General features: G+C 55.4%; 12 protein-coding genes. 5 read left to right on the top strand and 7 right to left on the bottom strand.

Going from position 1 to position 12,598, the window contains the following annotated elements; genetic code table 11:
* Positions 1 to 48 precede the first annotated feature (48 nt).
* From ACT3TF_RS05130 to ACT3TF_RS05110, 5 genes are all read right to left on the bottom strand, one after another.
* A complete protein-coding gene (locus tag ACT3TF_RS05130; protein ID WP_441686549.1) occupies positions 49 to 1,161 on the bottom strand; it encodes a mannitol dehydrogenase in 1,113 nt (370 codons plus the stop codon).
* The gene (locus ACT3TF_RS05125) at positions 1,158 to 2,795 is read right to left on the bottom strand and encodes a UxaA family hydrolase (protein WP_444671714.1); all 1,638 of its coding nucleotides are present in this window, start codon (positions 2,793 to 2,795) and stop codon (positions 1,158 to 1,160) included. Before ACT3TF_RS05125 ends, ACT3TF_RS05130 begins: the two co-directional genes overlap by 4 nt.
* Positions 2,792 to 3,829: a zinc-binding alcohol dehydrogenase family protein gene (locus ACT3TF_RS05120; RefSeq protein ID WP_444671713.1), complete on the bottom strand. Its 1,038-nt coding sequence runs from the start codon at positions 3,827 to 3,829 to the stop codon at positions 2,792 to 2,794. The genes ACT3TF_RS05125 and ACT3TF_RS05120 overlap by 4 nt, the downstream gene beginning before the upstream one ends.
* 269 nt (positions 3,830 to 4,098) lie before the next feature.
* A complete protein-coding gene (locus ACT3TF_RS05115) occupies positions 4,099 to 4,941 on the bottom strand; it encodes a fumarylacetoacetate hydrolase family protein (RefSeq protein WP_193062437.1) in 843 nt (280 codons plus the stop codon).
* Between the two features lie 22 nt (positions 4,942 to 4,963).
* Positions 4,964 to 5,704, bottom strand: a complete 741-nt coding sequence (locus tag ACT3TF_RS05110) for an SDR family oxidoreductase (RefSeq protein WP_193062435.1) — start codon at positions 5,702 to 5,704, stop codon at positions 4,964 to 4,966.
* Positions 5,705 to 6,013: 309 nt separating this feature from the next.
* On the opposite strand from ACT3TF_RS05110, the gene ACT3TF_RS05105 reads away from it, so the two are divergent.
* Positions 6,014 to 6,769 (top strand): FadR/GntR family transcriptional regulator, encoded by a 756-nt coding sequence (locus ACT3TF_RS05105; RefSeq protein ID WP_193062433.1) that lies wholly within the window; start codon positions 6,014 to 6,016, stop codon positions 6,767 to 6,769.
* Between the two features lie 23 nt (positions 6,770 to 6,792).
* Here ACT3TF_RS05105 and ACT3TF_RS05100 read toward each other — a convergent pair whose 3' ends face one another.
* Complete coding sequence (locus ACT3TF_RS05100; protein WP_444671712.1) at positions 6,793 to 7,812, bottom strand: methyltransferase; 1,020 nt, start codon at positions 7,810 to 7,812, stop codon at positions 6,793 to 6,795.
* Positions 7,809 to 8,648, bottom strand: a complete 840-nt coding sequence (locus ACT3TF_RS05095; RefSeq protein WP_441685039.1) for a methyltransferase domain-containing protein — start codon at positions 8,646 to 8,648, stop codon at positions 7,809 to 7,811. Before ACT3TF_RS05095 ends, ACT3TF_RS05100 begins: the two co-directional genes overlap by 4 nt.
* A 136-nt stretch (positions 8,649 to 8,784) precedes the next feature.
* On the opposite strand from ACT3TF_RS05095, the gene ACT3TF_RS05090 reads away from it, so the two are divergent.
* From ACT3TF_RS05090 to ACT3TF_RS05075, 4 genes are all read left to right on the top strand, one after another.
* Entirely contained in the window at positions 8,785 to 9,801 is a 1,017-nt protein-coding gene (locus ACT3TF_RS05090) for a LacI family DNA-binding transcriptional regulator (protein ID WP_444671711.1), read from the top strand.
* Positions 9,802 to 9,905: 104 nt separating this feature from the next.
* Positions 9,906 to 10,889, top strand: a complete 984-nt coding sequence (locus ACT3TF_RS05085; protein WP_441685036.1) for a sugar kinase — start codon at positions 9,906 to 9,908, stop codon at positions 10,887 to 10,889.
* Between the two features lie 29 nt (positions 10,890 to 10,918).
* Positions 10,919 to 11,893, top strand: a complete 975-nt coding sequence (locus tag ACT3TF_RS05080; protein ID WP_441685035.1) for a 2-hydroxyacid dehydrogenase — start codon at positions 10,919 to 10,921, stop codon at positions 11,891 to 11,893.
* Entirely contained in the window at positions 11,884 to 12,579 is a 696-nt protein-coding gene (locus tag ACT3TF_RS05075; RefSeq protein ID WP_444671710.1) for an HAD-IA family hydrolase, read from the top strand. The genes ACT3TF_RS05080 and ACT3TF_RS05075 overlap by 10 nt, the downstream gene beginning before the upstream one ends.
* The last annotated feature ends 19 nt before the right edge of the window (positions 12,580 to 12,598 follow it).

Raw genomic sequence — 12,598 nt, 5'->3', positions numbered from 1 at the left:
GCAGTAATAGTGACGGCCAAACACGTGGTAAGCCGCGGTTGCCAATGCTTATCGCTCAAGCGCCTTTTCAAGCCGAGGCGTTAGAATGTTGTGTTGTTTAGCCATGCTCACCACGGGTTTCAAACGACGTTCCAGCTTGTCGTGGTGATAGTTCGCGATATCTTCTAAGCGGTGATCCAGATATGGATTATCGAATCGCTCCAGCGTGCTCTGCCAGTAGCTTTGTAAGTCCATGTCGGGCAGCTCACGGGATAATGTGGGCAGCACCTCCTCTGCTATCACCTCATTAAGCGCCGTACGCAGCCGCGGCTCCTGCATGGCTTCTCTTACGTAGGTTATTGATTCACCCAAACCCAGATAGCGCCACTGATCTATCAGGTAACTGTGCGCCAGATTGAGAATATGCAGTTTGCGTAATTCATAAGGCTGCAGTGAGTTCACCACTTGCACGGCAGAATGTTCAAACGGCATGACTAGGCCTGGCGTTTGTTGCACGGCCCAAAGCGCGTAGGGTTCGGCAACGGCGCCGACGGGTTCAAGCGGCGCTGAAACGATACGATCCACCAGCGTATTGACCCAGCAGCACTGGGACACCAGCCATGCGTCAAAGTCGGTATCTTGATAGTCCAGTCGAGCCAAGGTAGCGACAAGCTCCTTTAGTACGTCACCGTTGCGGCTAATCAACTCGCAAGGAAGCATCGTCAGCCCTGGCCGCCCTGCCTGAAAACGCGCATAAAGCAGCTTGGTAAGTTTGCCTGGGAAACTTGAAGGCACGTCCGCCAAGCTGGAATCATTGGCGACCTGATAGCCGCTATCGCCCGTATTGGACACCACCCAGCGGGCCGTTTCGATAAAGTGGCGCGCTAATGACGCCCACTCTTGTGCAGCCACCATACAGCCGGCCACACTGACAACGGCATACTGCTCATCGACAGGTAAGCCGTCGCGCAAGCCTTTAACATGTAAAGGGTAGCTAGCCTGCTGCGCCAAGGCCGAGGCTTTGGCTTTGCCTTCCGGACGATCAGAGGTCTGCACTACCAGTACGGCCTCTTGGCTAACCCCTTGAGCTATGGCCTCGCCAGCAAAGGCGGCCACGTGGCCTAGCAGAAACCGGCTGGTGCCAAACTGAACGATGCTTGCTTGATGCAGCGAGAGACTCACAGCGAGACGCCCCGCTTCCAGGGAATAAAGTCCAACTGTGAAAGCCGCACTGCTTTGGTGACATAGCGCCCCGATGCGGTGTCGATACACATCGTCAGCAGCTCATCAGCCAGTGTCGCGATATCGGTTTCACCGCGAATAATAGGACCGGCATCAAAATCGATTACGTCGCTCATACGGCTAGCGAGCTCGCTGTTGCTGGCAATTTTCAGCACCGGCGCAACTGGGTTCCCGGTCGGCGTACCCAATCCGGTCGTAAACAGTACAAGGTTGGCGCCGGAGCCCACTAAGCCTGTCGTCGACTCCACGTCATTGCCTGGGGTGCACAGTAGATTAAGCCCCTTACGCGTCATGGGCTCGGTGTAATCAAGTACGTCAACCACCGGGCTATCGCCACCCTTTTTGGCAGCCCCGGCTGACTTCATCGCATCGGTGATCAAGCCATCACGCACGTTGCCCGGCGAAGGGTTCATAGAGAAATCTGCGCCGACCGCATGGGCATGACGCTGATAGGCCGCCATCAGCGAGCTAAACCGCTCGGCAACGTTTGGATCACTACAGCGCGCCAGCAGCTCATGCTCGACACCGCACAGCTCAGGAAACTCACTCAAAATACCGCTGCCACCCAGCGCCACTAAACGATCAACAACTGCGCCCACTAGCGGATTGGCAGAAAGCCCGGAAAAACCATCCGAACCGCCGCACTCAACGCCTAGCGTGAGCTCAGAAAGCGGTGCGGGCTGCCGGGTGACTTGATTGGCCTGCTTGAGGCCATCAAAAATAGCCGTTAACGCATCACGAATTAACACTTCTTCACTCTCAGAGCGCTGCTGTTCGAAATAGCTAACGGTCTTGTAGACCGCTGGGTCACGCTCTGCGATAGCATTTTGTAGCATGGTGATCTGCGCTTTCTGACAGCCCAGGCTCAGCACCGTTGCTCCCGCTACGTTGGGGTGACAAATATAGCCTGCCAGCAGCTGACAGAGCGCCTCGGCATCGCCGTCCGTACCACCACAGCCCAACTGATGAACCAGAAAACGCACGCCATCAACGTTAGGAAATAAACGCTCATTTGAAGACGTCGTAGACTCAGCCGCACTGTCGCCATGCAATAACTGGCGCGCCATGCGCTTGTAGTCTTGAAAAGGATCATCACCCAGCGCGTCAGCGACACACTGGCGAAGCACCTCAATATTACGGTTTTCACAAAACACCAACGGCACTACGAGCCACACATTGGCCGTTCCAACTCGGCCATCGGGGCGGTGGTAGCCGTCGAACGTGGTCTTCTCGAATGCGGTGACCGCCGGCGGCTGCCACGCGGTTTGCTGGCTATTCGCAGGCAAATCATCCGTTGAATGCACTAGGTTTTCGGTGGTAATAGCGCCGCCTGCGGCAATAGGCTGAGTCACTTTACCCACCGTGACGCCGTACATGACAACCAAATCACCAACCGCCATGTCACCCAGTACGAACTTGTGCTTATGGCGCACGGGGCCAGGGAGAGTAATCTGTGTGTCTTGATCTTCAACCACCGTGCCTGCAGGCAGGTCGGTGAGTGCCACTCGGACATTATCCAGCGCGTGGACCCGCAGGGTGAGATGGGGCGTTTGCGTCGCAATCAGGTCACTCATGAGTGCGCCTCGTCAGTATCGATGGTGATCATGGCTTTAATGACGTGATTGGCAGGATCACACCACTGCGGCATTTTGGCGGGCACATCCCTGAGCGGTGCACGATGCGTAATCATCGCATCGGCATTGATAGCGCCACTTTCCATGAGCGACACGACACAGGCAAAGTCCTCAGGCGTCGCATTGCGGCTGCCCATCAGCGTCAGTTCTTTCTTATGGAAATCAGGATCATTAAATGCAATGTCGGCTTTGACGATACTGACCAGCACATAGCGGCCGCCATGGCCGGCAAGATCGAAACCTGCCTCCATCGCACGAGGATTGCCGGTTGCATCGAAAACAACCTCTGCCAGCGCCCCGCCGTTCAATTGGCTGATGCGTTCAGCAACATCATCTTCCAAGGGATTCGCAACGGCATCGGCGCCCAGCACATCGCGGCAAAAAGCTAACCGTGAGGCATTAGTGTCTACCATCAGCGTACGTGCGCCACGGCTCTTAGCTACCTGCAGCACGCCCATTCCAATAGGACCGGCGCCAACGACGACGGCCAGCTCATCCGCCTGCAGCTGACTACGTCGTACCGCATGCGCGCCAATAGCCATACATTCCACTAGCGCTAGCTGATCAAGGCTCAACGTTTTTGAGACCACAAGGTGGCTGGTTGGAACGGCTAAGTACTCCGCCATACCACCGTCTCGATGCACACCAATGACCTGCATGTGCTGGCAGCAGTTGGTTTTTTCCTGCAGGCAAGCGCGACATTCACCACAATGTAGATAAGGAATCACGTAAACATTCTTACCGACCCAATGCTGCGATTGCTCGTCCCCGGTCTCGATCACTTCCCCCGCCAGTTCGTGGCCTAATACCCGTGGATATTCAAAATAGGGCTGGTTGCCACCGTAGGCGTGAATATCCGTACCGCAAATACCGATACGGCGAATACGAACAACCGCGTGGCCAGGGGTGCATGCTGGGCGGCTGGCCTGGCTTAGCTCGAGGTGATGCGGTTTTGAACAAACGAGAACTTGCATTAGTGCGCTCCTTTTCGCAAAGCACTGGCCACCAAGCGCAGACCATGAGCCATACAACCTGATAGGTACATTAACGTTATAAGTACTTGGACTTGATAAGTACTTGGACTTGATAGATACGTTAAATTAATAGGTACATTGATCCAGTGGTCAGACCTTTGGCGGCGCAATACCCCGCCATCTAGTGGTCTGACAATCTTATTGAGTGAAGCGCCAGCGGCAAATTAAGCCGCTGGCGCCGACGTTAGATCTAACTGACCATTTTCATCTTATGCTTGAACAACGCGCTGGAGCTGTTCACCCAGGCCATCGATGCCTAAGCGCATCTGCTGCCCGTCGCGAAGATAAATCGCTGGCTGCTGGCCCATGCCCACACCTGGGGGTGTTCCGGTAGAAATAACGTCACCGGGCTGGAGGCTCATGAACTGGCTCAAGTAGCTGATCAGAAAAGGCACCTGATACACCATCGTGCGGGTGTTGCCGTTCTGATAGCGGTGGCCATCGACCTCAAGCCACATATTAAGCTGATGAGGGTCAGCAACGTCATCGCGTGATACAAGCCAGGGGCCCAAGGGGCCAAACGTATCGCAGCCTTTACCTTTATCCCAGGTGCCGCTTCGCTCCAGCTGATACGCGCGCTCAGAGACATCGTTAACCACACAAAAACCCGCCACATGAGACATGGCATCGGCTTCATCAATGTAGCGGCCGCCCTTACCCACAATAACGCCAAGCTCTACTTCCCAATCGGTTTTCTGAGAGCCGCGGGGAATTTCCACGTTATCGTTGGGGCCACACACCGCGCTGGTCCATTTGTTAAAAATGACTGGCTCTGGCGGCACTTCAGCACCGGTTTCCGCAGCGTGATCAGAATAGTTAAGACCAATGCAAATAAACTTACCAATGCGGCCAACGCAGGGCCCTAGGCGAGTATCCGCCGCGACTTCTGGCAATGTCGAAAGATCCAGGTCGCGCAGTGCCTGTAGCCCTTCATCGCTGAGCACATCGCCGGCAATATCATCAACGATGGCGGAAAGGTCACGCACAGCGCCCTGGCTGTCGATAATGCCCGGCTTCTCTTGGCCCGGCTGTCCAAAACGTACGAGTTTCATATTGTTATGACTCCTATAATGATCAGTTGGCCCAGCCACCATCAATTAACTGAGTGGTGCCGGTAATGAACTGCGACTCATCGCAGGCCAAAAATGTCGCTAGCGCTGCCACTTCTTCAACGCGCCCTAGTCTGCCCATCGGCTGCCGCGCCTTGAACGCCTCAAGCACGTCGGCATCGCTGCGCCCTTCTTGGCGGGCCTGTTCAGCGATACGCTGCTTCAACGAGGGTGACTCAACGGTGCCAGGACAAATCGCATTACAGCGAATGCCTTGGGTCATAAAGTCGGCGGCTACCGACTTGGTTAGCCCAATCACCGCCGCCTTAGAGGTGCCATATGCGCAGCGATTGGGCACACCTTTAATGCTAGATGCCAGTGACGCCATGTTGATAACGCTGCCGCCACCGTTTTTTAGCATACCGGGCAGGAAAGCCTGCAGGGTATGAAACATCGAGGTGACGTTCAGGTCCATGGAGCGCTGCCACGAGGCTTCGTCGCACTCCAGAATGTTGCCACCGGGAACCATGCCTGCGCAGTTAAACAGTATGTCCAATGCTGGCAGCGAGCTAGCCAACTCATGGATCGCTTGGCTGTCCGTTACGTCCAGGCGATACGCTTCCACACCCGGCATATTTTCTAGGCTGCTAATATCGATATCTGTGGCGAATACGCGCGCGCCTTCGGCCACAAAGCGTTCAACGCTGGCACGCCCAATACCGTTCGCAGCGGCGGTGATCAGTGCAGTTTTATTCTTGAGTCTCATGCTATATCACACCTTTAATAGCGATGGCACGTCTCTGAAAATCATGGGAACATACATAAGGCCAAATCATCCAGATATCCAATGGCCTGACCAATGAACCGAGTATGAGCGAACTTCTTTCATCCTGGCAAGCCACAAAAAGACCAAATGTCGGTTTTTTAAGATGAACTTTAGTCGCTATAAACTTTAGTCTTTATAAGCTGTGTTCTTTATAGGCTTTAGTCTTTATAAGCTTTAGTCGTTACCTCTTTTTAGTCGCTACGCCTTGTAGCCGCAAACCATCGACAAAATGGACGGGAAGCACCACGAATGCCGATTCAAGCCATCCGCTCACAGCGCCTCTATCGTCAGATTGCTGATCAGCTTCAGCAGCTTATCAGTGAAGGAGAATTCCCTCCGGGAACGCTGCTCCCTCCTGAGCGCGAGCTTGCCCTATCACTTGGCGTTAGTCGCGCATCCGTTAGAGAGGCTTTGATTGCCCTGGAAGTAGTAGGCCAAGTGGCCGTGCGTGTTGGCTATGGTGTGGTGGTGCTCGACGCTCGCTATACGTCTATCGAACCGGTGATGCGTGCAGCCGCACGCACCGAACCCTGGGCGCTGGACCCTGAGTTCGAGAGCGAAATCGAGCTCAATTTAAATGAAGAAATTCCGCCCTTTTCTCTCCTTCAGACACGCCGCTACCTGGAGCCAGAAATTGCTGCCTTGGCAGCCCAGAATGCATCTGAAGAAGATCTGAAAGCGATGCGCTTAGCGTATAAGCGCAACGTGTCCGACAACGCCAACGGCGGGCGCAACTGCGCGGGGGATCGCCTGCTGCATATCCGCATTGCCGAAGCATCGGGCAATGCGGCCTATGCGCTGTTGATCAAGCACCTACTCGGGCATAAATACGGTCCCATGTTCCGCCGCCTCCAAGACTTATTTATGGAAACGGACATGCCGCAGCGCTCTCAGGACGACCACGAACGAATCGTTGAGGCCATTGAAGCACGTGACCCCGATGCGGCTCGCCATGCGATGGAAGTACATCTCGACCATGTGCTCAACGTTTTCTTTGCAGAGTGAGCCGCCGTACTTAAGCCACCGCACTAGCGTGATGGCTTGATCGCTGAATACACTTTGAAGCGACGGTTATCCGCTAGGGTTTGAAAGTCTTGGAACGCACGCTGCAAGTGCTCTGGATAAGGCAAAAAGCCATTGGCGACAATCACTAAACGACCGCCTGCGCTTAGATGCTCTGGCGCTCCGTTTATTAAGCGCTGGCTAGGACCATAGCTAATATCACGCTCTTTGTGAAACGGTGGATTGCTGATAATCCAGTCAAACTGCTCGCCTTCCAATGCACTAAAGACATCACTATGCAGCACACGCCCTGCTAGCCCATTAGCGGCCAACGTACGCTTACAGGCCTCTATTGCAAAAGCGCTGACGTCGATAGCGGTCACATGATGGCCACGCTGCGCCAGCCAAGCGCTCACAATGCCGTCACCACAGCCCATATCGAGCACTTTAAGCGGCTTGTTTGGCAAACAACTGTCGATACTTTCCAGCATCAGCAGCGTGCCCTCGTCCACTTTGCCATGACCAAACACGCCTGGATGGCTCTCCAGCGTTACTCCGACGGCCTCAAAACGTTGCCAAGCGCTATCGCTGGCTCCATTCCCACTGGCTAAGTCTAGCGCCGCAGTGCGAGTGACAAAAAGCGAGCAGCGCCGCGCATTATCTCGCTTATCGCATGGCATACCCAGCTCAGCCAATATTTTAGGAACTCGCTTAATGCCCCCCTGATGCTCACCCACTATTTCAATGGATGTACCGGTGGGTAGCTGCTCGCATAGCCACTTAAGCCACCAGATACCCAGCTGGTGCGCTTTGGGCCAAAATAATACGACCTCTTTGCCCAACGGCTCACCGACAGCTCTTTCAAAGGGATTGTGGGCTTGCTTGCCTTTGGCGGCCCACTCGTTCAGCACGCCCTGATTGCCACTGACCACGCCCTCTGACTGGTCAGCCAGCCAGCTATCCATGGGAGGGTCGATGACCCACAGCGCGGCATAATTATCCTGCTGACGTTCTAGTAACTGACACGCGGGCACTCTTGCGCTCATTCAGTGATCTCCGGTTTGCTTAATGTGTAAAGTAGATAGCGGCCTAGGCGCCAATGCGGATCTTGGCGACAGTACTGTTTTTCCAACTCCAGCAGTGTTTCACGCTCAACGGGTGTCGTAGGCGGCTGGCGCAAATAATCTTGGAACACACGAATACCGGCAACGGCCTCTATTCGCAGCCCGTTCTCAGCGCTCCACTGCTCAATATCAGCGTGGGTCACGGGTGAAATGGGCGTCAATCGTTGGCGCTTACCTTTGCCCGCTAAGCGATCGCTCAAGGCCTTTTCTAGATTGCCTTTGACCGCGTTCGAAAAACGCAGCGCGTCGCGATTGAATACCATCAAACTCAGCTGCCCGCCGGGCGCTAATAAAGTGCTCAAAGCAGCGACTGCCGCCCGCGGATCGCCCAGCCACTCCAGCACCGCATGACAGGTAATCAGCGCCCATGGTCCGGGTGCCTGATCGACTAATGACTGCAGCGGCGCCTGCACATAGGTAACGGCCTCTTCCGGTAGCGATTTCGCGTCACGATGCCAATGCTTAGCGTAATTCAGCATATCCTCTGAAGGCTCAGACATGGTCACCGCGTGCCCTCGCTCAGCAAACCACGCCGCTTGCTGACCTAATCCCCCGCCCACATCTAGCACCTTTTGGCCGTTTAGCTGCAGCATGGTGGGTAGCAAATAGTCGAGCATGGCTAAGCGCAGTTCGCCTCGGGGCGCTTGATAAAGAGAGCGGGAAAATTTGTCGGCTAAACCGTCAAAATAGCGATCGCCAGCCTGCGTTAATTCATAACTATTTATGAGGTTGTTCTTCGACATATCGTTGGGGTGCATACCGCAGGCGTCGCTTTAGGCATAAAGGGGCCCGTAGTTTACCTTCCTTAGCCGTCAAACGCTTGCTTGTAAATCGGTTGCTCCCACGCGCTAAACCTTTTATCGTGGGAACGTTCCCATTTCGCAGTCGATCGCTATGTCTACCGCCGCTCGCCGCTCCACCCTTCTTGAAGTCGCTCGCTTAGCCGGCGCGTCTAAAACCAGCGTTTCACGTTACTTCGGCGATGAGCGCGAACGGCTGTCTCCGTCACTACAGGCACGTATTGCCGAAGCGGCAGAGCGGCTGGGCTATCAGCCCAACCAAATGGCACGCGGCTTAAAAGGCGGCCACTCCAAGCTAATCGGTATGCTGGTAGCGGATATACGCAACCCTTTTTCGGTCGCGATTACGCATGGAGTTGAACAAGCATGCCGCCAGCATGGCTATTCGCTACTGATGTGTAACACAGATAATGACCCCGAGCAGGAACGTCAGCACCTAGCATTGCTGGGTGCTTATCAGGTGGCAGGCTTGGTGGTGAATGCCGCCGGTAGTCCCGAGCGCCAGCTGCATCGATTTATCAGCCAGGGAACACCGGTTGTCTTGCTCGACCGTGAAGTAAATCACGTCGATACAGAGGTGGTGGGCCTCGACAATCAGCGAGCCATAGCGCTGGCGCTCGACCATCTCACTGCCCAAGGATATCAAGCCCTGCTGTATGTCAGCGAAGCGCCTGAGCGGTCGAGTAGCCGACAGCAGCGATTAACCCACTTTATCCACGACGCCACACAGCGCGAATTGACGCACGCCACGCTGCTGCTGCCAGCCGATGGCGATACCGCTGCGCTTGAGACGCTTCGCCGCTTTCTCAGCGAGCACAGTTCGCTATGCTGCGCAGTTCTATGCGCTAACGGCAACGTGACGTTAGACGTCGCACGGCTGTTTCAAAAACTCGGGTTACGCCTGGGCGAGGTAGGCCTAATGGGCATTGATGAACTCGACTGGTGTGCACTCGTCGCCCCGGGCATCACAACACTAGCGCAGCCCACCAATACGATCGGCAAAACTGCGATGCACTGTTTAATGCACCGCATTACGCCTACCAAAGTGGCCATGCCCAAGCAGCTCAGCTTTCCACCCAAACTGATGGCACGCGGCTCTACGCAGCGCTAATATTTTTGCAGTACAAATCAATCACAGGTATCACGAATTAATCATTGCGGTCACAAATGGTATCGTTCCCATATCGGGCTAATCACAACATTACGAGATGACTTATGCCTCCTTCATTTTCAAATCATCCGGAAATTCTCACCTTTGGCGAGGCCATGACCATGTTTGTGGCGCAGTCGCCGGGCAAACTTTCGGAAATAGAACATTTTCAGCGCCGCATTGCAGGAGCAGACACTAATGTCGCGATCGGCTTGGCGCGACTAGGGTTTCATGTTGGCTGGTTGAGCCGGGTGGGCAGTGACAGTTTTGGCGACTTTATTCGCCAAACGCTAGAGCATGAAGGGCTCGACTGCCGCTATCTGCATAACGATAGCGAGCACCCTACAGGGCTGCTTTTCAAAGAGCGTGCGCTGGATGGAGCCGACCCTAGCGTTGAGTATTTTCGTCGCGGCAGCGCCGCCAGCCACCTAACCTCGCAAGACGCTAGCAATGTCGATTTCGCGGCGCTTCGCCATGTGCACGCGACCGGCATTCCCCCGGCGCTGTCTGCCAGCGCCCGCGAGCTTTCCTATCACATGCTCAAAGAGGCACGCGCGGGCGGTGCCAGCATCTCCTTTGATCCCAATTTACGCCCCAGCCTGTGGGCCAGTGAATCTGACATGCGCGAGACGCTCAATGCCCTTGCCGCCTTGTCTGACTGGGTATTGCCAGGGCTTTCAGAAGGCCAGCTACTCACCGGTCAGAAGACGCCCTATGACGTAGCAGGTTACTATCTTGACCAAGGCGCCAGCGCCGTCATTATCAAGCTGGGGCCGGAAGGCAGCTATTATCGCGGCCATTTAGACGGTCAAGAAGAGAGCTTTACTGTAGACGGTTGCCAAGTAGACGAGGTTGTGGATACCGTAGGTGCCGGCGATGGCTTCGCAGTGGGTGTTGTCAGCGCCTTGTTAGACGGCCGCTCGGCACGCCAAGCGGCCATGCGCGGCAATCTGATCGGCGCTCAAGCGATTCAGGTCATTGGCGATATGGAAGGCCTGCCTGATCGCGAGCGGCTAAGCACGCTTGAAGCCGACCAGCCAACTGCTTAACTCGACACAATTTTAATAAGGAAGTATCAGTGAAAAAACGCTTAGTGGTTCAAGGACGTCTTAACGATGCTCAGCTATCAGAACTTAGCGGCTTGTTTGAGGTAGACGTACTGCCTAAATCAGCCAAGCTTGATGCCCCAGAGAGCCGCGCATTATTAGCCCAGGCCCATGGCATTGTGGGTTCTGGCCTGCCGATTACGGCAAAGATTTTGGATGCTGCGCCCAATCTTGCCGTCATCGCGACCATCTCTGTTGGCTATGACAGCATCCCCGTTGATGAGCTCACTAAGCGCGGCATTATGCTGTGTAATACGCCTGACGTACTCACCGAGACCACCGCTGATACGGGCTTTACGCTTATTATGGCCACCGCACGCCGCGTGGTTGAATTAGCCCAATGGGTCAAAGATGGCCACTGGCAGGCTGGCGTTGGCCCTGAACAGTTCGGTAGCGATGTGCACGGCAAAACGCTGGGCATGGTCGGCTTTGGACGCATTGGCCAGGCCGTCGCTCGGCGCGGTGCCCTGGGATTTGGCATGAAGGTGCTTTACGCTAAAGCCTCTGCCAAGCCTGAATTAGACCGTGAGCTGGGTGCCCAGCACCGCGAACTTAGCGAGCTGCTGGCTGAATCCGATTTTGTCTGCGTGACGGTTCCTCTTACCGCTGAAACCGAGCGTCTGATCGGCGCCCAAGAGTTTGCACTGATGAAGCCGTCTGGCATCTTCATCAATATCGCCCGCGGCAAAGTGGTCGATGAAAATGCGCTGATCCAGGCACTCGAAAACGGCGTGATTAAAGCGGCCGGCCTGGATGTGTTTGAGCAAGAACCGCTGCCAGCTTCATCACCGCTGGCCACGATGGCCAATGTCGTGGCCTTGCCTCATATTGGCTCTGCCACTCATGAAACGCGCGATGCGATGGCCCAACGTGCGGTGGATAATATCCGCCTGGCGCTGCAGGGCGAGCGGCCCATTAGCCTGGTCAACGAAGAAACATGGCGATGAGCAGCGCGACGCCAGCAGCGGCGCCTTTCTGCCTGCTTTTTGACTGCGACGGCACGCTGGTTGATAGCGAGGTGCTGCTCGCCGATGTCATGGGGACGATTCTTCCCGAATTCGGTTTGCCGTTTTCCGCCCAGCAGTACATGGAGGAATTTCGGGGGGTGCGTTTCCAGACCATCGTTCAAACGCTGGAAAGCCGCTTTCAAGCACTCACTGACAGCGAGTTTTCGGCGCTTGAAGCAGGCATGCGCGCACGCATGGAGATACGCATGCGCTCAGAACTTGAAGCTATTCCCGGCATGCCCGCCGCGCTGGAAAAGCTAGGAGCCCACCCTAAAGCGGTGGTTTCCAATGGCCCTGAACCCAAAATCCGCTGTGCGCTAGAAAGCACTGAGCTTGGCCATCATTTTGGCGACCGCCTATTCAGCGCCTATACCCTTAATGTGTGGAAGCCCGACCCTGAGCTGTATCGCCAAGCGGCCGCTGCCATGGGCTACGCCCCCCAGGCGTGCATCGTTATTGATGACGCGGCCGTGGGCGTAGAAGCGGGACTAAAAGCAGGTATGCACGTAGTGCATCTCAATCACTTTCCAGAAGAAGAGCGCACGCCTGAAGGCGCGGTGGGCATTCATCATGCCAGTGAATTGCCCGCCGCTATCGCGCGCTTATCTCTGCAAGCAACCGTCTAGCCATTGACGGTGGTTGGCT

It is taken from the genome of Halomonas sp. AOP25-F1-15 (assembly GCF_052378675.1).
In the GTDB taxonomy this organism is placed as follows: Bacteria; Pseudomonadota; Gammaproteobacteria; order Pseudomonadales; family Halomonadaceae; genus Vreelandella; species Vreelandella casei.
Note: the sequence above shows the minus strand (reverse complement) of the source record. Positions and strands in the feature narration are given on the sequence as shown.

Coding starts and splice junctions, on each gene's coding strand:
- ACT3TF_RS05125 (WP_444671714.1), bottom strand. CDS start 2,795: ATGAGTGACCTGATTGCGACGCAAACGCCCCATCTCACCCTGCGGGTC.
- ACT3TF_RS05095 (WP_441685039.1), bottom strand. CDS start 8,648: ATGCACCCCAACGATATGTCGAAGAACAACCTCATAAATAGTTATGAA.
- ACT3TF_RS05090 (WP_444671711.1), top strand. CDS start 8,785: ATGTCTACCGCCGCTCGCCGCTCCACCCTTCTTGAAGTCGCTCGCTTA.
- ACT3TF_RS05100 (WP_444671712.1), bottom strand. CDS start 7,812: ATGAGCGCAAGAGTGCCCGCGTGTCAGTTACTAGAACGTCAGCAGGAT.
- ACT3TF_RS05115 (WP_193062437.1), bottom strand. CDS start 4,941: ATGAAACTCGTACGTTTTGGACAGCCGGGCCAAGAGAAGCCGGGCATT.
- ACT3TF_RS05110 (WP_193062435.1), bottom strand. CDS start 5,704: ATGAGACTCAAGAATAAAACTGCACTGATCACCGCCGCTGCGAACGGT.
- ACT3TF_RS05085 (WP_441685036.1), top strand. CDS start 9,906: ATGCCTCCTTCATTTTCAAATCATCCGGAAATTCTCACCTTTGGCGAG.
- ACT3TF_RS05105 (WP_193062433.1), top strand. CDS start 6,014: ATGCCGATTCAAGCCATCCGCTCACAGCGCCTCTATCGTCAGATTGCT.
- ACT3TF_RS05120 (WP_444671713.1), bottom strand. CDS start 3,829: ATGCAAGTTCTCGTTTGTTCAAAACCGCATCACCTCGAGCTAAGCCAG.
- ACT3TF_RS05075 (WP_444671710.1), top strand. CDS start 11,884: ATGGCGATGAGCAGCGCGACGCCAGCAGCGGCGCCTTTCTGCCTGCTT.